The organism is Priestia sp. AB, from assembly GCF_028369225.1.
GTDB lineage: Bacteria > Bacillota > Bacilli > Bacillales > Bacillaceae_H > Priestia > Priestia megaterium.
Genome location: NZ_JAQMYN010000014.1, coordinates 1 through 22004, shown reverse-complemented (window position 1 = coordinate 22004; position 22004 = coordinate 1). Strand labels below are relative to the sequence as shown.

Sequence of the window (22004 nt, the reverse complement as noted above, 5' to 3'; positions counted from 1 at the left end):
GGACTACACAATTTTCAATGGTAGGCGGTCCGGGAAGCATCATCATGCTAATTCTCCCGTTTCCTTACGAGAACAGAAAAAGCTACTGCTGAGGACAGTAGCTTTTTTCTGTTTTTAACCTGTATATTATACACCTTTAGTTAACATAATCACAGTTATCGGAAATAAAAAAAGGATTTCCAATTCGATATTATCTACTCTTATATAGTAAACAATAAATTTATTGAAATGAATCTTTAAGTTCGAATGAATTAGAATAGAATTTAGCTTTTTATGATTGAACACTGCTGATAAATAGTACAATAGATACCAAAAACATTATAAATGCCCCTGAAACTACAACAGATCGTATAGATACAAGCTCAGAAGAAATACCATAGATTGCAGTAACGACAATAATTAAAAAAGCCTCAATAAACCCGTAAATACTTACAACTCTCCCCATCATATCAACAGGTATATTGTTTTGATAAAACGTGTAAAAACCAGTGTTAGCAAAAGCAGTAGCAAATGACGCAACAAAAACTCCTACAGCTACTATAAAAAAGGTATTAGAAGATGTAAAAACCATATAACCTACTGCAGCTATTAAGGAGCCCATACCAATAAGCCATGAAGTAGGTGTTTTTTCAATAATTATTGCATTGGATAAAGAACCTGCTAATACTCCTGCTCCAGCAATACTGACTAAGACTTCGGCAGTGCATAATAGTTAAAAGCTAAATCCAGCAAGGCACTTGCTTCTTGACGCAGTAACAGATCTTTCGGACGGAACATAAAGGATCCGTCAGCATTGATGGAAGTATCAGGGTCTAGAATTCCTTGGGAGGCAAGTGCCTGAATCGATTGAATTGCCCAGTCATCCGCAGCATCAAGTAATTTAACTTTAATAGCTTTGTCAGGTTGAATCGGTTTCATGTCATGAATTTGCTTTAAGTTTTGAATCATGGTTGCTGCGACCTGTCGGGTAATCGGAGTAGCACGGTCATACCCTGGAATTCCTTTCATAACTTTTTCCCTTGCCTCCTTGGAGTCGTCTGGAAAACCGTTCCATCCATAAGCAAGTAACAACGTATCCGCAAACTCTCCTTGTGTCATGATGTCCATCGGATTGAATAGATTACCTGTTTTAGCACCCATAATATTTAGAGCATGAAGATTATTAATGTGACTTCTATAGTTACTCTTTTGTGGAACATCATCAAAAGGTGGTTTGTTGTTAATTCTCTGGGCATCTGCTACAAAATCAAGGCTTTTAGGAGAGTTGTAGTGAAAATATGCGATTTCTCCAGCTGAATTCTTTTTGAAAGCAACTTTGCTGCCTTCCGAATCTTCAAATAACAACGGATGAATCATTTTGAGAACTTGTTTTCCAGTTCCACCCTCCATGACCAAGTTCCCATTTTCATAAGTAAAATGAGTGCGAAGTGCAGCGAAACGCGTATTTTGGAATAGGCCCAAGTATTTATGAGCTTCTTTTTCCTCTAACGGGAGATAACTTGTTTTTCCTTCATTCTTCTTAGCAGGGAAATAGTGATCCATGAGAGCTTCATATATGTCTACACTCATCATTGAATCATTATTGTAAGACATGAAGAATGCTGTTTTTTGTTCAGGCACTAAAATCAGCAACGATTGATGTCCAGGCATGCTCCCCCCTTTTATTACAACGTGTTGACCGTTAGCAAATTCATTAAAAGGCGTTTCAAATCCAATTGTCGCAACAGGAATCGTCTTATCATCAAAAACTTGATAGGCATGCATCATATCCATGCTTTTTTTACTTACAATTTCCTTGTCTTTAAACTTTCCTTTCTGTAGTTGCATAATCATGTATTTTGACATGTCTTCCGCAGTAGATAAAATACCTCCTTGTGGTGTATCCCTTAAACCGCTTCCACTTGTTGGAATCGGATCGCCAGTGGGACCATAAGGTGTAGCTAGTTTTTCGAGAAGATCAGGCGTAAAGCTCATGCTTGTAGATTTCATATCTAATGGTTTGAAAATATTCTTTTCCATATATTTCGAGAAAGGGGTGTTAGTAACATTCTCCACTGCAAACCCTGCGAGCGCAAATCCGACGTTGTCATACGTATAAACTTCTCCTGGTGGCCGTACCACAGTTGGCATATGTTTAGAGAAAAATTCTTTCATCGGTATACTATTATTAATATATTCAGGTCCAGTTATGTTTGTGAGATCGGGAAAATCTACCCCGCTGGTATAAGTGAGCATATCAAACAGGGTAAGAGGTTTCCCAGTTTGATTAGGCATTTGTAATCCACCAAAATATTTCTGTACGTCTTGATCTAGTTTAAGCTTTCCTTTATCGACTTGCTGCATCACAGCTAAAGCAGTAAAAGTTTTCGTGACTGAACCGATTTGAAAGACCGTGTCCTTAGTGACGGGGATTTTCTTTTCTTTATCGGCATATCCATACCCTTTATTGACAACGACCTTTCCATCATGAACGGCGACAAAACTAGAACCGTTCACATTGTACTTCTTCATTTTTTCTTCAAATAACGGATCAGCAAAAGATTCTATTTCTTTTTTATTATTAGGTCCTTTCGTCATTTGGATATTAGTCGTGGATGCCGATGGTTTTGATTTTCCTGCTTCTAACGATTGTTGGGAACACGCAGAAATCATGTTTGAAGAAGAAAGAAGAATTGCAACGATCCCCAGTTTGTTAATTGCTTGTTTCATTTTTGTACGCTCCTTTATTTGGTTGGAATTTTTTGTTACCACAACGAGTTAGCTGCTCGTTAGCGTATGAACAGAGTGTAGCAGGCAGCGAGTCATAGTCGATAGTGAACTTTTGTCATATTTATAAAGAACAACAAAAGGTGAACGGATAAGGCTGTATTGATAGTTATGTCATAAAAATCATGACATTTTGACACTACCGTATGTGACAGAAAAACACTTAGAATCAAGGAGCAGTTTTTAACACATTAACAATAAATGAGGAAGGGAGATCTACATTGTGTATGTTAAAAATATAAAGAGGCTTGAAAGGGGAAACAGGTATGACCTATTTATGAAAAACAAACCAGTAACAAGAGTGTTCTAAGGAAAGGAAGTAATTTCTAGGGTTAACATGTATATGGAAAAAGAGGGATTTACTTAGGACAGAACGGCGATTGTAAAAATAATAATTATGAATATGATTACGAATTCAATTTTGACCTTTTGTCATTGGTGGAGATAATAGCTGTGTGGTTAATACGAAACAGCAAGCAACTAACTATACAAGATAAATAGAGATGAGGAATACCTTATGAAAACACGTAGCCAAATTACATTTGCAAGTCTTGCCCTTTTAATAGCTGGAAGTTCCCTGTTATACACAACGCCAACCTCAATTGTAAAAGCAGGGCCTCCTAAAAGTGTATCTAGTTCGTTACAAACAAGTACTCAACGAGATCGTACTGCTGTCAAGCAAGCAATGCGGGATACGCTACAACTTGGATACCCTGGGATACTTGCTAAAATTCATAAGGGTGGAAAAACGTGGAGTTATGCTGCTGGGATAGCAGATCTGAGAACCAAGAAACCGATGAAAACAGATTTTCGCTTTCGCATTGGCAGTGTGACGAAGACATTCATTGCAACAGTTCTACTTCAATTAGCTGGAGAGAACCGCTTGAATCTAGACGACTCCATTGAAAAATGGTTACCTGGTGTCATTCAAGGAAACGGATATGATGGTAACCAGATTACTATCCGGCAGATATTGAATCATACAAGTGGTATCGCTGACTATGTAAATTCAAAAGACTTCGATATTATGGATACAAAAAAATCGTATACAGCTGATGAATTCGTAAAGATGGGGATTTCCCTTCCTCCAGACTTTCCCCCAGGAAAGGGGTGGTCTTATTCAAACACAGGATACGTAGTACTGGGGATGCTTATTGAAAAAGTAACTGGAAACAGCTATGCGGAGGAGGTTGAAAATAGAATTATTGAACCACTTGATTTGTCAAATACATTCCTACCTGGCAATTCAAGCGTGATTCCAAGCACCAAGCATGCCCGTGGCTATTTCCAACTAGACGGAGCAAGTGAGCTAGAAGACGTTACTTATATTAACCCAGGTAGCTCGGATGGAGATATGATTTCTACTGCTGACGATTTAAACAAATTCTTCTCTTACTTACTCAGTGGTCAATTATTGAAGGAACAGCAACTAAAACAAATGCTTACTACAGTTCCTACAGGAAGAGAAGGAACCGGATATGGTCTTGGAATCTATGAAACTAAGCTTCCAAACGGTGTCTCGATATGGGGACATAGAGGTATCGTTCTAGGGTTTACCACCTTTGCTGGAGGCACACTTGGAGGCAAGCATACATTGGCCGTCAATTTGAACAGTTTTAAAGCCGATAGTCCTGATCCGTTTAAAAATATTTTACTTGCTGAATTTAGCAAGTAGGCAAAAAGGAAAACCGGATAAGTTTTGTCATAGTTTTTATAGTTTAAAATATGCCTTTCTGGTTCAAAAAACAACTTACTCTAAAAAAATTGAATAGAGCAAGTTCATAAGAACCTATTAAGAAATAAGTGAGTATTAGGAAATAGAATAAATTTATCTTAACAGTAATAAGAGAGCTAATGGTTTAAACGGAAGTCCTTAGAGCATGTCAAAAATTAATAAAGAAGTATTTCAGGAGGTTTTTATGAAAAAGAAAATGATTATTGCAATTGTTACTTCTGCTATAACACTGACTAATTTTGTAGGAAATACTTATGCAGATTCGAAAACAGAAGCTTCTGTTACAGCTCCCTACAATACAAATCAAATAGTGAAATGGTTAGAAGCAAATGCAAAGCCTTTAAAAACAACTAATCCAACCGCATCCCTTAATGATTTAAAACCACTTAAGAATATGGTAGGTTCAGCTTCAATTGTAGGTTTAGGTGAAGCTACGCATGGGGCTCATGAGGTTTTTACAATGAAACACCGTATTGTTAATTATTTAGTATCTGAAAAGGGCTTTGTCAACTTAGTTTTAGAAGAGGGATGGGACAGAGCTTTGGAACTTGATCGATATGTTCTTACCGGTAAGGGAAACCCAAGCCAACATCTATCACCTACATTTAACACGAAAGAAATGTTGGATCTATTTAGTTGGATTCGACAATATAATGCTAATCCAAAACATAAATCTAAAGTGCGTGTCATCGGGATGGATATTCAATCAGTAAATGAGAATGTTTATAATAATATAATAGAATATATAAAGAAAAATAATTCGGATCTTGTGCCTAGAGTAGAAGAGAAGATAAAAGGTCTGATTCCTGTAACAAAGGATATGAATACTTTTGAGAGCCTTACGCAAGAGGAAAAAGAAAAGTATGTTTCAGATGCTAAACAAATTAGTGCTTTATTAGAACAAAATAAAAGTTCTCTAAACGGGAAATCCAAAGAGTTCGCATGGATAAAACAAAATGCTCGTATTATTGAACAGTTTACTACAATGTTAGCATCACCCCCTGATAAACCATCGGATCTTTTTTTAAAACATGATATTGCAATGTATGAAAATGCGAAGTGGACTGAAGAACATTTAGGGAAAACCATAGTTTGGGGACATAATGGACACATTTCAAAAACAAATATGCTTCCTTTTATATACCCTAAAGTAGCTGGGCAGCATTTAGCAGAATATTATGGGAAACGGTATGTATCTGTTGGAACATCAGTTTACGGAGGACAATATAATGTCTATAATAGCAACGGTGAATTTGGTCCATTTGGAACATTAAAATTAGATGATCTAAATAGTTATAACTACATTTTGGGACAGGTCAAAAAAGATCAATTTTTTATTGATTTACGTAAGGCGAACGGAGTGGCAAAAACTTGGTTAAACGAACAACATCCAATTTTCGCTGGAATAACTAAAGAAGGCCCTGATATACCAAAAACTGTTGATATACCATTAGGTAAAGCGTTTGATATACTTGTTCAAATTCAAAAAGTGAGTCCATCTCAACTACATCAATAAGAATCTCTTAAAATATAATACTATGTATTATTTAGTAAATAAAATGAGGGACTAAGGAATTTATAAGTATGATGCACGAAATCAAGGAATTGATTATGACACTTCGTTTCTTTCAGGAATCCTTATTATAAGGATTCCTTCTTTATATCAAAAAATCTGCAAAGAAAAAAGATAAGATTGGGAACACAATCTCATTTTTAGCACAACGAGTTAGTGGCTCGTTAGCGTATGGACAGAGTGTAGCAAGCAGCGAGTCATAGTCGATAGTGAACTTTTTGTCATATTTATAACCGATAACAAAAGTTGAGTGGGCTAAGGCTGTATTGATAGTTATGTCATACAAACCATGACACTTTGACACTACCATATGTGACAGAAAAATACTTAGAATCAAAAAGTAGCTTTTAACGCATTAGCAATGAATGTGGAGGAGAGATTTTAATGACGAAAACATCAGCTCAAAAAACTTTGCAAGATTTTTATTTCTTGTTATTTACCTTTGTATCCGGATTCTTTTACTTTTGTTTCTATCTGGTCAGCATTACATTGGCATTAGTAATGACGATTATCTTTTTGGGTATTCCCTTGTTGGGATGGGTGCTACAAACAACACATACGTTTATTCAGTATGAACGTATTCAGACGAAGGTTTATACAGATATATCGATAGATTTATTCGAACCAAGAATAAAAGAGGAGGGAGATAGATGGATTAAAGCGAGAGATACAATCCTTAATAATAGCAACTGGAGAGCTATTTTTTGGCTCATGCAGAAATTTTTTGTCGGAATAATGAGTCTTATATGTGCTGTTTTACTGTATGTAATGCCGCTAGTATGTATCGTTACCTCCTTACTTTTTCGATGTTTTAATATATACTTATTGGGCATTGCTGTGAATTCATGGGAGAAGGCAATTTTTGTCATGATTGTTGGTTTCATTCTCATTTGGATACATAATCTTATTGGAAACTGCTTAGTTCGAATTATTGGAATGTACACGCGTTCCATGTTTAAAGCTATAAAGGAGTGATAACTTGTTTAAGACTTTGAAACTATGGTTTTGGTATGATTGGGCCTTACTTTGTATACGTTTTATCATTTGGCTATCATTGATATTTGCGACTACCCGACAACAAGATCATTTGACAGTACCACTTTGGATCATAATTCTTTGGGAAGTCGTTTCATTTTCAGTACCTTGGATTTGTTTAATGTTCAGTTATCGCTATTATTTGTTGACTGAAATAATATTATTTGGCGGAGTGTGTTTCTATTTAACTTTATTATTTCCGTCAGCGTATCTTGCTTTTTTAATGCCAACTTTTATGATTGCGGCAAATAGCGCTCATAAATCTTACCGCTGGTCGGGTCCTATCACAATTATTTTGTTTCCGTTGCTCATTGCGATATTTTCCAAAGTAACAGATTTATGGGTAATCATCCCACACCTCAGTTTAGCTTTTGCTATGGGCTCTTTCTTTCGTTTACTAGCTATTAATTACCGTCAAAGTGAAACCATTCGGAACCAGAAACATGTATTGGAACAATACGTATCCCAGGTTGAACGGATTACTTTACTGGAGGAACGTGATAGGCTCTCAAAAGACTTACACGATACAATGGGGCATTCCTATACTTCAATTATTATGGGTATGGAAACATTACGTATGGAATTAAAGACTAAAGGAGGAGAGCAACAGCTCGATTCATTATTACAATTGACCCGTAACAGTATGGAAGAAGTAAGACTGTATTTGCATCAAATGGATTTATCACAAGAGTCGCTTCCCTTACCTATCACATTACAACAATTGACAGAGGAATTTAAGAAACATACAAAGGTAAATGTACGTACTCGAATAATAGGGGAAGAGTATATGGTCTCCAAACAATCAAAAATGACACTATATCGGATCTTGCAGGAATCACTAACAAATGCTGTTCGCCATGGGCATTCCACAGAAATTACTGTGTCACTCCACTTTGAACCACAACAGATAAGATTGGATGTACAGGATAATGGATGCGGGGCGGAAGAGTGGAAGGATGGTTTTGGATTAACTGCAATGAAAGAGCGCGTGAGTCAGTTACAAGGAAGAGTTATTGTTTATTCCAAAAAAGGGGAAGGTACGTTAATTTCATGTGTATTACCGAAACAAGTACAACTGTCTAGTGAACAAATCCGCCTGTGTATTGTCGATGATCATTCATTTATTCGAGAAAGTCTGCATACAATTTTGGATGGGCAGGAGGATTTACAAGTAGTGGGAATGGCTGAAGATGGAGAACGGGCTATGGAATTGTGTGAAAGACTAAAGCCAGATGTAGTATTAATGGATTTAGAGATGCCTAATTTGGATGGACTTCATGCGACTAAAATGATTAAGGAACAATGGCCGGACATTCGTGTACTCATTCTGTCAACCTTTCAGAATACAAAAAGGGCAAAAGAAATCATACGAAATGGTGCGGATGGATATTTGTTGAAATCCATAGATTCGCGTGAACTAGCTGAATCAATTCGTCTAGTCTATCGAGGAGGTACGATGATTAATCATGACTTGTTCCATAGAATGTGGGAAGAAAATGAAGAAATAGGATCATTTGAATCAAAATCAGATGGAAAAGAGTATGGATTAACGAAACGAGAATTAGAGATTTTGGAACTATTATCACAAGGAAGCCGTTATAAAACAATAGCTTCGAAACTTTACTTGTCAAACGGAACGGTAAGAAATTACGCCTCCAATCTCTATGAGAAGCTAGGAGTTAAAAATCGAGAAGAAGCCGTGCAAAAAGCAAAAGAAACAGGATTACTTTTGTAAGAGGGAGCGTAGTCAACTGCTAGGATACGTAAACAATTCTATATTTAAGAGCTATATTTTAAAAAGTGTAATTTGAATGTCTCTATTTGGGATCCACCTAATAAATATGGCTTTTTTTAGAGAAAAATGTTACTATCTATCCAGGAATATAATTCCATAATGATATCCCAAAAGCTATCTCACTCCACCACTAAACTACTATTAGTAAAAAGGAGATAGCTTTTTTGTTTTGTTAACGATAATAATTACTTTTACATCTTGTAATAGATTTAAATATCTTGTCCGTAAAAGTATACCTTTGTAGAAACATGAAAGTCGCAGTAAAAGAAAGGACTGTCAATTAATAATTCATACTCCGTCATTTAGAAGTGTAATATTTTGTAGAAAAAATGTAATTTTGTCTACACTAGGTGTAAAAGTAAAACCATAAATATATTATTTATACTTTAGTATATATATCTTATTTTAAGTAACTGTAAAATAATGATTATTATGGATGATGCCCTTTCCGGAGGTTAAACAAGTAACAGGCTAAGGCAAGCGAGCTGTCAATTTTCTTTCTAAAAGAAGATTGACACACATTGATTACATGTGTAGTATTGTATTACACGTGTAATCAATGTGTCGAGAAAGGAGAAGTTGACTATATTTATTAAAAAGAATTTTAATAGAGATTAAACTTCAAAGAGAGTGTGACGTATATGTGGAATAAAAAAAAACTAAACTTCTTACTATTATAGGTCTTACTATCATAGTACTCGTTAGCTCCATAGTGTATATATATTTTACTGGTAAAATGAGGCGAGAATATAATAATGCATCAGCTGTTGTAGAGAGTTTTACAGAAAAACTTACAACACAGAATTTTAATAGTTTATCTGAAGATATTTCTATCGATTCATTAAGAAACAATAATTTAACACCAGAAAAATACAATGAAAAGTACAGGAACATCTTTTTAGGTATTCATGCAAAAAATATAAAAGTAACTGATTTAAATGTTAAAAGGCATAAGCCAACAGGAAGATACACATTTTCTTATAATCTGACCATGGATACAAGTTTAGGAAAGATGAAAAGGCAATCTTACCACGGTTTCCTAATAAAAAAAGATAAAGAATGGAAAATACAGTGGAAGCCTAACTTAATTTTCCCCACGATGCAGCAAGGGGATCGAGTTAAGTTTGTGACACAAGTCGCTACAAGAGGAAAGATTTTAGATCGAAACGGCCACAATTTGGCTGAAAATGGATATGTTCAAGAGATGGGGATTATTCCTAGACGGTTGGGATTAGGAAAAGAAAAAGAGCAGGCTATTCATCATATAAGTATGGAATTTTCTATCTCTGAAGAGGATATTCTAAAAAAATTAAATCAGAGATGGGTAATGGAAGACAGCTTTGTTCCATTAAAGGTACTAGAAAATAATACACTTTCTAATACTTCCACTGTAAAGGGAGTAATCTATTCTAGGAAAGAAGTACGGGTATATTCACTTAATGAAGCAGCTGCTCACTTAATAGGGTACGTAGGGAAGGTAAGTGCAGAGGATATACAGAGGCATCCTTCTTACTCTGAAGGAGAATACATTGGAAAATCTGGCTTGGAATATACTTATGACAAAGAGTTGCGTGGGAAAAATGGTGGAGAAATTCAGATTGTTAACCCACAAACAGGGCGAGAAACGGTACTGCAGTCTTTAAGTAAAAAAGATGGGAAAGATATTCGTATAACCATTGATGCTGGGCTGCAACAAAAAACATATGATCAATTAAATGGTGAAATTGGAGCTTCTGCAATTATGAATCCACAGACAGGAGATTTATTAGCATTAGTGAGTACTCCTTCTTATGATCCTAATCTAATGACTAGGGGTATTTCGTCTGAACAATATGCGGAGTATAGCGAAGATCCAAGACTCCCTTTCCTAGCTAGATATGCTACTCGCTACGCACCTGGTTCTACATTCAAAACAATTACTGCAGCAGTAGGGTTAGAAACTGGTGTTACAAAACCAGGAGAAAAACGTCGAATATCTGGACTAGAATGGAAAAAAGATACCTCATGGGGTAATTACTTTGTGAAGAGAGTACATGAAGTAGACCAAGTGAATATGATAGATGCCCTTGTGCATTCAGATAATATTTTCTTTGCACAAGAAGCACTTAAAATAGGTAAAGAGCGATTTGAAAAGGGTGTAATGAAATTTGGTTTTAATAAGGACCTTTCTTTACCTTTTAGTATGAAAGAATCACAAGTATCTAATAAAGGAATTTCGTCAGAAGTCCTTTTAGCAGACTCAGCCTATGGCCAAGGGGAGATGCTATTATCGCCTATACAACAGGCAATGGCCTATTCACCATTTGCAAATGGAGGAAAACTAATTTATCCGAAATTAATTAGTAATCAAAAAACTCCTAATTCTAAAAGAATTATAGAAAAGAATACCGCAAACACTATTAAACAAGCTCTTCATGAGGTGGTTTCACGGCCAGATGGGACAGCACACTCTTTACAAATCAAGGGGCAATCTATAGCTGCAAAAACAGGAACGGCTGAGTTGAAGAAAAAGAAAGGAACAGATGGGAGAGAAAATGGTTTCTTATTCGCATTTGATGACAAACACTCTAATTATGTAGTTGTGAGTATGATCGAGAATGTAAAAGGAAGAGGAGGAAGCTCCTATGTTGTTCAAAAAATGAAACCTGTTATTGAATTCTTCTATCAAAAGTAATCAATAAGTTTTTTAAGAAAGAGGTTAGATATTAATGAAATCATGGAACACAATCTTTAGGATTTCTAAATTTAAAAAAATTGTACCTGTATTACTTCTCACATGTGTAACACTTGCAGGATGTTCAGAGGGTAATGACCAATCCGTTCAAGCTAAACAAAAAAATAAAGAGTCTGTAATTAAACATCATTTTGTCAAACTTGAGGATAAATTTGATGCGAGACTGGGTGTTTTTGCTTTAGATACTAGTACAAATCAAACAGTTACCTATCGAGCAGATGAGCGTTTTACATATGCATCTACCAGTAAAGCTCTAGCTGTAGGAGCACTTTTACAACAGAAAACAATAGAAGATCTTAACCAAAGGATTACCTATACCCAAGATGACCTTGTCAATTATAATCCGATTACAGAAAAGCATGTTGATACAGGAATGACTCTTAAAGAGCTTTGTGATGCTACTCTTCGGTATAGTGACAATACTGCCATGAATCTCATACTTAAGCAAATAGGTGGACCGAATGGATTAGAGAAAGCACTAAGAGATGTTGGAGACAATGTTACTATGCCTGAGCGATTTGAACCTGAGTTAAACGAAGTTAAACCAGGAGAAACTCATGATACTAGTACACCAAGGGCACTTGCTACAAGCCTTCAATCCTTCACATTAGGGGACGCACTTCCAGTTGAAAAACGTGGACTTCTAATAGATTGGATGAAGAGAAATACCACTGGCGATTCATTAATTAGGGCTGGGGTGCCAAAAGGTTGGGTGGTAGCTGATAAAACTGGAGCAGGCTCATACGGAACGCGAAATGATATTGCCATTATTTGGCCACCAAAAGGAGATCCTATTATGCTTGCTATACTGTCTAGTCGAGATAAAAAAGATGCTAATTATAATGACAAACTTATTGCTGAGGCAACAAAGGAAGTAATTAATGCTTATCAAGCTAATCACAAATAGAATCTTAATTAATAATTAAAATTCCTATCTAATCTAAATAGAAAAAATACTGTTCTCCAGGGAACTGACCAAAAAAGTTAGACGATTATCTATCCAGCTAGTAAGGATTGAATTCTGTATTATACAGAGCTCAATCCTTTTAATTTATTCGTTTTCATAATAGATAATATAAGACTTATTATGATGTCGATATTAATGTCATAAGGATTAGTCAGAACAATATTAAATGTTTCATCTATAGTTTTATGATAAGTACTCTTTTAATAAAGTGTAGGTGTTAGTATGAAAAGGAAAAGGAAGTTATTGCTAATGAGGTAAATTAACAAGTATAAAAAAGCGCTGAATATTCAGCGCTTTTTACTAACCCATTTTTTAAAGTAAGCCTAGTTATATTAAATAAAAAACACACTGAGGTGTGCTTTTTACGAGTTTATCTAGTAGAAAAGGTTCTGCATATTATAAAGTGTTATGAAAAGCCCATTAACATAAATAAGATAATGAACCATCCCAACTTTTGTCTTCCACTAACTTCCTTCAATTTGTTCTTCTAAGATTTTTTAGACTTCTCATCCAAAATGGAGCGTAATTCTTTAATATCCTCACCAGATAAGGGCTCCTCCTGGATGAACTGAACTAACATTGACTTCAGCGTTCCCCCATAAATTCTCTTAATGAAAGACTGTGCCTCGGCTTGCTGGCATTCATCCTGCGAATAAAGTGGAAAAAAAGTATACACTCTCTGATTTTTATTTACACCGACCACCTCTTTTTGGACCAGACGATCTAAAAGAGTGCGTACTGTTTTCGGCTTCCAATCCTTTTGCTCTTGTAAAGAAAAAGTCACTTCGTTGGCCGTTTGGGGAGCCTTTTCCCAAAGTACGTTCATAACTTCCCATTCTGCTTCTGAGATGCTGGGGACTTTTTTAGACACTCTTTTCCTCCTCCTTTGATTACATACGTAATATATTAAATTATTTGATTTATAATATAGAGATGTCAACCCTCTTTTCCAATTCGACTAAATGAAAGTTATCCAGTTTTTTACTTTCTCAGCAACTGCTTAATATATTCCTTTATCTCTCAGAATAGATAATGTTATTTCTGCTGCCTTACTTCCGTTGCTGTTATCTTCATTTTGTATATTAGTTGCAAAGAAATAAGTGTCGTCTTTGGTCTCTACATATCCAATAAACCAACCATTCGTATCTTTATTGTTTACAGTACCTGTACCAGTTTTTCCAGATAATAATGAACCATCTTTAGATTCTAATTTAATAGCATCTTTAACAGCTTGAATGTTTTTGTCTTGAAATCCATGTTGATTTGTATAAAAAGCTTTTAATAGTTGTACTTGTTCTATAGGAGATATCTTTAGAGAAGACTCTAACCAATATTGACCTGGTCCACCAGACAGGTTTTGATTTCCATAGCCTATAGTCTTCAAATAGAATTGTATATCGCTCTGATTCGTCTTTTTATCTAAACTTTGGAAGTACCAATTCACCGAATTCTTCATTGCTGAATCTAAATCCTGATCTGCATTCCAAGAAGTATAAGGATAACGAATTCCGTTCCATTTCATTGTAGAATTGTCAACCGTTATTATATTTTTTTCTAACCCAAATAAAGCACTATAAATCTTATAAGTAGAATCAGGCGAAACTCTTAGCGTACTGTTACTCTTATTATAGATACTATACTTATTGGCTTGCAAATCATATAACACAAAGCTTCCGTCATATTTTGAAAAATACCTACTCAAATCGTCGTAGGCTGTCCGTTCACTTTTAAAATGGTAGCGATTGTTATCATCAGCCATCACAGAAACGAGTGGAATTTGACTTGCAACAAATACTCCCATAAGCATAAAGATAGCTATACTCTTTATCTTCAACAACTTTGATTCAACCGTAAAAGATGCAATCCTTTCAATTCTTCTTTTTATTTGCTCCTTAGAACCGTTCAACTCATTGGCCAAAGCGAGATTCTTGGGTAGTGATACTCTATCCACAAAATTAATGATTGCATTCCCATATTCTGTATAACAACACTCATCTAAAGATTTTAAAACAGCATTATCACAAGCTATCTCACGATCCAGTCTCATCTTCTTAAAAGCAATCCAAACAAGAGGATTGAACCAGTATAAAATTTGATAAATGACAATTAGGTAATTTGTTGCCATATCTTTATGTTTATAGTGGTTTAATTCATGTAAAAAAATGTATTCAATGTCTTTCATAGAGAGCCATTTATCAAAATGAATGGGCAACACAACATAAGTTTTAAAAAGACCGAACATCATAGGGGATTTAACAAGAGGCGATTCCCCCACCATCAATTTTTTTGATATACCTACACGTTTCTTGCACTTTTCAAATAAAATTAGAACTTCTTTCGTTTTCAGTAAAGATGTAGTGTCTTTAATTTTTTTTATCTTTAACCAAGCATTTATGAACAGAACAGACAAAATTAACACCCCAACAATCCATGTACATGCTACAATTATGTTCACGGATTTTAAACTTGGGTGGTTTACAGATATCGTAAAGTCCTGCATCCAATTTCCATTTTTTAAATTATGATCACTAACAGAGATATTAGAAGAGCTTGTTCCATTGCTCTGATTAAGATCCAATAAAGTAAAGTAATTTCCAAAATTGAATAAATGATTCGGTATAAAAGGAAGCGTTAATGCAACCAATACCAAAAACCATAAATTATATTGCCATTTCGCTGATAGTTGTTTTTGGAATACTTTTTTAACAATCATAATAACTGCAATGGTAAAAGAAGAAACTATGAAACTTATTAAAAAATGAGTAAAAAACATACTATTCGTCTCCGTTTCTAAATCTTCCCCTGTATTATTTTACATTATTTTATAGTTGTTTTTCAAAAAAATATCATCTTATATTCTTTTTTTAAGATTTGCTGTTGATAATTTTCTATTTAAAATATGAAGTAAATTAAGGAAATTTAATACGTGACTTTTATCGTTTAACCTTATCAGTTTATTAATCTAACAATTTTTTAGGAACAAGTAAATAGTAATCGAATGGAATCAAGAGTTCTAATGTGAAAATATTTGCTAAAGCTGTATTTGAGGTGATATATCTTAAACAAACCAATTAAATACAAGAATTCTTGGGGTAGTAAGCTTCTACCACGTATTCTTTTTTGGAGCGTCTAACTTTTGCATATTTTACGGATATTACAGCCCTTTAAAATATAGTATTTTTTGAAAAAAATCATGTTATTATGCGTTCTCCCATAAATTTTATAATGAAAATCTACTTGTCTTGCAAGCACTAGGTGGCTTTTTATTTTGTTAAGGATAATAATCACTTTAACATCTTGTAATAGATTTAAATGTTTTGTCCGTAAAAGTATGCCTTTGCGAACAAAAATAAAATTCAATTAGCGAACGGTTTTTTATGTTCGTTTAAGTGTGAAAGTACTATACGAACACCTTTAATATAACACACAACTTTTATGAACGTTTTTAGTTAACTTATATAAATGATAAAACCTTTTATAAAAATAAGTTTTATTTATTATCTATTTTGTAGAAAAAGATCATATTTGTCGTCACTTAGTGTAAATGTTAAAACATTAATAATGAATGACGTAATTTAGTGTTTACTTAACGAATGATAAAACGGAGTCGAGGTTATTTTCTATAAATATAGTTAATGACAACATTTGTTTTTAAAGGTATATGTATATGAATCTACAAATCTGGCCAGACTAATAACGTACTCCCCCTATTCCAATAAATTTGAAAAACCTTTGCACTTGTAGCAAAGGATTCTTCTTTATTTCATTTCATACTCTTTACTATTCTCCCACCCTCGTTTTCCCATTCGTCCAGACTTACAGTGTCATTTGAATCAGGAGATTTCTCGCTGTTTTCTGATATGAGTAACCATTTCTTTTCCATAATATAGCCCCCAGTATATAAGTTAACTAAAAACAGTGTTTTCCTAATTTTTATCGTAATTCTTCCATTGTACATACACACAGCCCCCAGAAAACTTATTCATTACTCATATAAATATGATATATTTGTAGAGGAATTGATTATTTTTTTACAAATTTCATCTAATATTTAAAAATAAAAGGCTACATCATTTCAGGATGGTATTGCCTTTTATTTTGTTAACTAGATTAGTCACCTTTAGGGTGATTTTTTATTTAATATAACTATGTATAGTTAGTCTACGGGAAGGGTTTCCCACTATAGATAGTCCCAAAAGGTACACCTTTTTAGATTCCGGAAAAATCAATAAAAAAATGTCTATTTAATCTTAAAAATAGATGTTTCTGTACGTATAAAAAATAATTAACCTTTATATACGATATGTCATATTCAATTTTAGATCATTGCATACTTGCGATAATGAATAACATTCTATATGTTGAGCAAACTACATAGGAGCGTGAAAACTCCATGCGCGAAAATCCTTTTTTCTTTTTACACAAAAAAACTATCCTACTCCCATCGGATAGTTTTTTCATTTGCTGTTAGTATATTTTTTAGGAAATAGGAACAAAATGTAATCGAATACCTTCCGACATTGGTATTTCCAACCCACTTTATTTAATGAAAAGCTACTGTTGAGGCACAGTAGCTTTTCTATTTTAGGCTGTATATGATATACAAGGTTAGTTTACATAAGACCAATTATAGGTAATTGTTTATTTTATAAAATCTTTATTTATCCTTTAGGTTCTTATTTTTGCTTATAAGTTTCTCCGTATATTCGTTTGATTTCCCCATAGGGACAGAAAGGCATTTCCATTTCTCGTTTTTAAGCAACTTTCCTACATATACAATTTGGCCAATGTGATAGGAATAATGGGATACTTGTCTTTCAATGGCTTCAATAACTGAATGTGCCTCCCCTCGTATATAAATTGTTTTTTCTAAATCTTTTTCTTCCAAACTATTCAATGTTATAAATAAAGCATCCCATCCTTGATTCCATGCTTGATATAGGGATACCTTAGAGGGAAATCCACCACTAAACTCTTCATCCCGATTTCTGTTTATTTTTTCCCCATCTGTTGTTAAAAAATCGGTCCATCTAGAAAGCATATTTCCCCACATATGTTTTACAATAATCGCGATACTATTGGACTCTTCATTCGGAGATATATGAAGTTCTTCTTGATTTAATTGATCCATAGCACGTTCACCTAATTTTTTCATGGATTGAAATGTTTTTAATGTGCAACGTAAATAATTAGTTTCAATTCCCAATAGAACCATCCTCCTAAAAAAACACTTTTTATAAGAGATTAAATATTCACCATTTTAAACCTTTAATCTATATTTATTATGTAAAAGAGGAGAAAAGTACATTGTATACCATATACATGCCCAGTTAACATAATGTTCCTTATCGGAAATGAAAAAGGATAGATGAGCAGTAAAAATATGCTCCAACTATCCTTTTTTTGTCCAACAAATGACCTCAGTTACTAAAACAAACAAAATATTGTCGTGTTAACGCACCGGTTGGTATAAGTGCAATATTTTAAAATATGCTCAGGTAATGATCAAAATGTAAGTACTACTCTTAATATGATTTATTTCTCATAGGTCTTCTTAACAGATTGTTTTTTTATGAAGGACGGTTTCAGCTCAGCAATTAAGATTGCTACCATAATCAATACCGCCCCTGTAACCATACGTGCGGTTAATACTTCGTGTAAAAATAAAACAGAAAACAACATCCCAAAGAAAGATTCAGTAGATAAAATAATGGCTGCTTTTGAAGCTGTGGTATATTTATGTGCTTTATTTTGAAAAAGATAGGCAATCGTCGTCGAAAAGACTGCTAAATACAAAATCGAATAAATTCCTTCACTCTCCAACGATGTTGGTATATCTCCTTTAATGAGGACCACAACAACACTTAATAGGGACGCCGTTATGAATTGTACAATGGTTACTGATATAGGATCTTCTTCTTTGATAAATAGATTTGTATAAAAAATATCGAAAGCAAAAGCGACTGCACATGCAAGTGATAATACATCACCAAAGTTTAGAGTCATAGAACTCTGTAGTGATAGCAAGCCAATACCCACAATGGCATTGACTGAGCCAACCATTTCAAATCGATCAATTTTTCGCTTATATAGCAAGTAAGCAATGATAGGTACAATCACAACATTAACGGCAGTTAAAAATGCATTCTTAGAAGGCGTCGTATGTTGCAAACCAACCGTTTGTAAAACGAAGGCAAGAAATAAAAATGTGCCTAGTATGGTTCCTTTCCACCAAACTGATTTGGTAAATGTTTTAAATTTGTATCCGAATGTTAACGTAAGTAAAAGTGTAGCTAAAACAAACCTTCCTGCCATTACCTGATATGGAGTTAAATATTGCAATGCAATATCGGTTACAACAAATCCACTTCCCCACACAATCGCTGTAATCAACAGCATTCCATCACCTAAATAGTGTTTCAACTCTTTCCCTCCTTGACTAAAACTAAGAATACCATAAGAGAGAAAGCAATAATTTGATAGTGATTCTAAAATTTTTCGCTTATTTTTGTAATTATTCCAAAAGGGGCCCTTCAATTTCTTTATGGAGTAAGTACAATTTTACTACTGCGGATAGATTCTCATAAAAAACAAACTCATTACCAAAAGGCTCTAGTAGTTGACGTATTTTCGCCATACGATAACGGATCGTGTTGGGATGACAATAATGAGCGTCGGCTACTTCCTTCACATTGCCTTTCTTTAACACAAATGTAACTGCGGTATATAGTAAATCTTTATCTGTTTTTTCAGCCAGAAGAGGTCCCAAATATTCTTTCACGTACCTGCTCGTGAATTTTGCATCTTTTCGATAGAGTTCTATCAGTAGCCGTTCTGATGCTAGTTCCGCATAGTTACAAATAGACTTTGTTTCCATGTCTGCTATAATCCGGGCATAGTACGCTTCTCTGACAGCTTGATGGAGTTCTGTATGTGTCTGGTGCACTTGACCGTAACCAATTGTCAGCCCATCGGTTGAAATTCCATATAGGTCCATCCATTCCTTTAGTAATTTGGAAAACTGGAGCTTCTCGGATTTGTCAGTCAACAGGATCAGAATACTGTTTTTATAGGTGCAGACAATACCTGACTTCAAAAATGACTGGAATTGAAGAAAGGAGTCCATCCATTTAGAGTTCTGTGATTGTATCATTCGAATATTGGCGGTAAATACGTATTCTTCAAACGGTTTATTCATTTGTTGTAAAAAGGACTGTAGTTGTGACTCTGATACCTCATCTTCGATTAGACACCGCATGATTTTTTGTAAAAAGAGGTCATTTTCTCTGCTTTTAATATAAGTCATCACTTCAAAAATGACCTCTTCAAAATATTCATCTCCACCAAAACGTAAAATCGGAAAATCTTGCTCATTTGCGAACTGTAAGAGCTCGTCCGGTAAATCCTCATAAATAACCGGCTTATAGGCTAAGGCACTCACCCTTAACTTAATCAGCTCTTTAATTGTCTCAATTAAAAGTTCCGGCTTTTGGTTAGCAAATAATAAGCTGCTGAGTACAAGGCTATGAGGTTCAAAAGCTGCCTCTCTCATTGGCTGAATCCCCTCAGTAAATTCAAAATCCAAAATTCCGACACTTATAATTTTTTTATGTAATGCATTGTAGCCAGCTACAACTGAAAAATTCTTAGTAAGGGACAGTTGAAATAAGTCCTTCACGGTCATCATAAAAATCACCCTTCTTTATAATAAGAGATAATCTCATTATAAAGTATCCTAGTCATTGAAACATAAAGAGTCAATCAAATCGTTCGTAAAATTATACGTTTGTAGTTAACATAAAACAGATTTCAGGAACACATTACAATCTTCAACATCTGGACTATTCTTTTTTTACTCTTTTAGCAGTACTGTTATCTATAAAATTGAATGTACCATCAATTATACGGCCCATACTACCACATTTGGGGCATGGTCCAGCAATATTTCCCGAAAGAGTTGTTTTTGAGCCCTCTATAGATATTCCTGAAGGAAAAGAGCTTTTACAGTTATCACAAATTGCAGACATCATTGGCATATAATTTCCTCCCATTCTGAAAATGTATAAGCCATCTATTTTATAAACTTCGTTTGTATATGATATATGGATCTAGTTAACGTAATCACCGTTTTAGGAACAAAAGTAGCCCTTACAAATCAAGAGGATAGCTCCTTGTTTTTTAAGACAAGAGGCTGTCCTCTTGGTTTGTAAGCTTAATTCATCGTTGATTAAAATGCTTTTTCTCTCTTATAAATTTAAACCTTAAATAGGGAGTAAAGTTGAGTCTTTAATTTCTCTTAGAGCTAAGCTAGTTTGAATCCTTGTTATACCAAGCTTATTTAACTTTCTAATAAATGTTTCTAATTCCTTTCTATCTCTATTGGCGATTTTTAGGAGATAATCATATTCTCCAGTTAAACAATGACACTCCAAAACTTCTGGCATAGAGCGTAGGGCATTTTCTAACGCATCTAGTTTTTCAGCTTGATGTATATTTGTACTCATAAAAATAAAGCATAATAAGTCAAAACCTAATTTCTCTTGGTTCAAAATAGCAACTTGTCTTTTAATAAAACCTTCATTTTCTAGACGCTTAATCCGTATATGTACTGCCGGAGGAGATAAATTAACGCGTTTTGAGATCTCTATATTACTTAACTTAGCTTCTCTTTGTAACAAATCTAAAATTTGGATATCTAATTTATCTAGAACCTTACTCGTAACGGATTCCACAGTTTATCATTCCTTTTACAATTATTTTAAGAACGCTCCCTTAAAAACGATTTTAATTAATTTTATAAATGAAATTAATTGATTTATTTTTTAAAATTTTGTTTTCACTTAATTATACAAAATATTTAAATGTTAGTCGCGTGATAATGTTAAAATAATTAATAAGAAGTATCGTTGTGCACAATGGCTTCAATCTTTTTCGTTATCTCAATGAAAATAGAAAAGGAGCTAAATGATATGAGATATTATTTGTTATTACTTATCACGAGTTTACTCTGGGGAGGGAACTTCATTGTAGGAAAAACACTTACCAATCACGCTTCTCCTACAACATTAACTAGTCTAAGGTGGATGATTGCTATCGCTCTTCTAGCCCCTATCGTTTTTTTGACAGAAAAAAAGATTTTCCCTCATAAAAAAGCTATTATTCCATTGATTTTCATGGGAGTTACCGGGGTAGTCCTATTTCAAATATTGCAATTTATGTCCTTAGCAAAGACATCAGCTATTAATGTTGGACTAATATCAACACTAAACATGCTTTCAATTGCTATTTTTTCCTTTCTATTCTTAAAAGAAAAGATTAATGTATTACAGCTTTTCTCTATGATCCTTTCCATCTTTGGAGTTATTCTTGTACTTTCAAAAGGGAATCTTCATTTTATTC

General features: G+C 34.2%; 14 protein-coding genes and 2 pseudogenes. 7 read left to right on the top strand and 9 right to left on the bottom strand.

The window, feature by feature from the left end; all coding sequences use genetic code 11:
• Window positions 1-271: 271 nt before the first annotated feature.
• Both POF52_RS26200 and POF52_RS26195 read right to left on the bottom strand, forming a co-directional pair.
• Window positions 272-694, bottom strand: a pseudogene (locus tag POF52_RS26200) (MFS transporter); the annotation flags it as partial.
• Entirely contained in the window at window positions 688-2709 is a 2022-nt protein-coding gene (locus POF52_RS26195; RefSeq protein WP_271996349.1) for a beta-lactamase family protein, read from the bottom strand. The gene POF52_RS26195 and the pseudogene POF52_RS26200, both read right to left, overlap by 7 nt.
• A 574-nt stretch (window positions 2710-3283) precedes the next feature.
• On the opposite strand from POF52_RS26195, the gene POF52_RS26190 reads away from it, so the two are divergent.
• From POF52_RS26190 to bla, 6 genes and pseudogenes are all read left to right on the top strand, one after another.
• The gene (locus tag POF52_RS26190) at window positions 3284-4441 is read left to right on the top strand and encodes a serine hydrolase domain-containing protein (RefSeq protein WP_271996347.1); all 1158 of its coding nucleotides are present in this window, start codon (window positions 3284-3286) and stop codon (window positions 4439-4441) included.
• Between the two features lie 244 nt (window positions 4442-4685).
• Window positions 4686-6017 carry an erythromycin esterase family protein gene (locus tag POF52_RS26185; protein WP_271996344.1) on the top strand — a complete coding sequence of 444 codons (1332 nt, stop codon included), beginning with the start codon at window positions 4686-4688 and terminating at the stop codon, window positions 6015-6017.
• Window positions 6018-6458: 441 nt separating this feature from the next.
• On the top strand, window positions 6459-7049 hold the full coding sequence (locus tag POF52_RS26180) for a sensor domain-containing protein (protein ID WP_271996342.1): 591 nt from the start codon (window positions 6459-6461) through the stop codon (window positions 7047-7049).
• Between the two features lie 4 nt (window positions 7050-7053).
• On the top strand, window positions 7054-8844 hold the full coding sequence (locus POF52_RS26175) for a hybrid sensor histidine kinase/response regulator transcription factor (RefSeq protein ID WP_271996340.1): 1791 nt from the start codon (window positions 7054-7056) through the stop codon (window positions 8842-8844).
• A 721-nt stretch (window positions 8845-9565) separates the two neighbouring features.
• Window positions 9566-11578, top strand: a pseudogene (gene pbp4, locus POF52_RS26170) (penicillin-binding protein PBP4(5)); the annotation flags it as partial.
• Window positions 11579-11612: 34 nt separating this feature from the next.
• Complete coding sequence (gene bla / locus POF52_RS26165) at window positions 11613-12545, top strand: class A beta-lactamase (protein WP_074896124.1); 933 nt, start codon at window positions 11613-11615, stop codon at window positions 12543-12545.
• Window positions 12546-13092: 547 nt separating this feature from the next.
• Here the strand turns inward: bla and blaI are convergent.
• The 7 genes from blaI to POF52_RS26130 form a co-directional block, all read right to left on the bottom strand.
• Complete coding sequence (gene blaI, locus POF52_RS26160; protein WP_271996332.1) at window positions 13093-13476, bottom strand: penicillinase repressor BlaI; 384 nt, start codon at window positions 13474-13476, stop codon at window positions 13093-13095.
• 129 nt (window positions 13477-13605) lie between these two features.
• The gene (locus POF52_RS26155) at window positions 13606-15378 is read right to left on the bottom strand and encodes a BlaR1 family beta-lactam sensor/signal transducer (RefSeq protein WP_271996329.1); all 1773 of its coding nucleotides are present in this window, start codon (window positions 15376-15378) and stop codon (window positions 13606-13608) included.
• 1884 nt (window positions 15379-17262) lie between these two features.
• Entirely contained in the window at window positions 17263-17811 is a 549-nt protein-coding gene (locus POF52_RS26150; protein ID WP_223272408.1) for a DUF1572 family protein, read from the bottom strand.
• 329 nt (window positions 17812-18140) lie between these two features.
• Complete coding sequence (locus POF52_RS26145; RefSeq protein ID WP_271996325.1) at window positions 18141-19028, bottom strand: DMT family transporter; 888 nt, start codon at window positions 19026-19028, stop codon at window positions 18141-18143.
• Window positions 19029-19119: 91 nt separating this feature from the next.
• Window positions 19120-20292 (bottom strand): PucR family transcriptional regulator, encoded by a 1173-nt coding sequence (locus POF52_RS26140; RefSeq protein WP_235565654.1) that lies wholly within the window; start codon window positions 20290-20292, stop codon window positions 19120-19122.
• A 154-nt stretch (window positions 20293-20446) separates the two neighbouring features.
• Entirely contained in the window at window positions 20447-20641 is a 195-nt protein-coding gene (locus POF52_RS26135; RefSeq protein ID WP_271996321.1) for a hypothetical protein, read from the bottom strand.
• A gap of 225 nt (window positions 20642-20866) precedes the next feature.
• Window positions 20867-21337: an Lrp/AsnC family transcriptional regulator gene (locus POF52_RS26130; RefSeq protein ID WP_271996318.1), complete on the bottom strand. Its 471-nt coding sequence runs from the start codon at window positions 21335-21337 to the stop codon at window positions 20867-20869.
• 237 nt (window positions 21338-21574) lie between these two features.
• On the opposite strand from POF52_RS26130, the gene POF52_RS26125 reads away from it, so the two are divergent.
• On the top strand, window positions 21575-22004 hold a 430-nt coding region (locus POF52_RS26125; RefSeq protein ID WP_271996315.1), incomplete at its 3' end, for a DMT family transporter.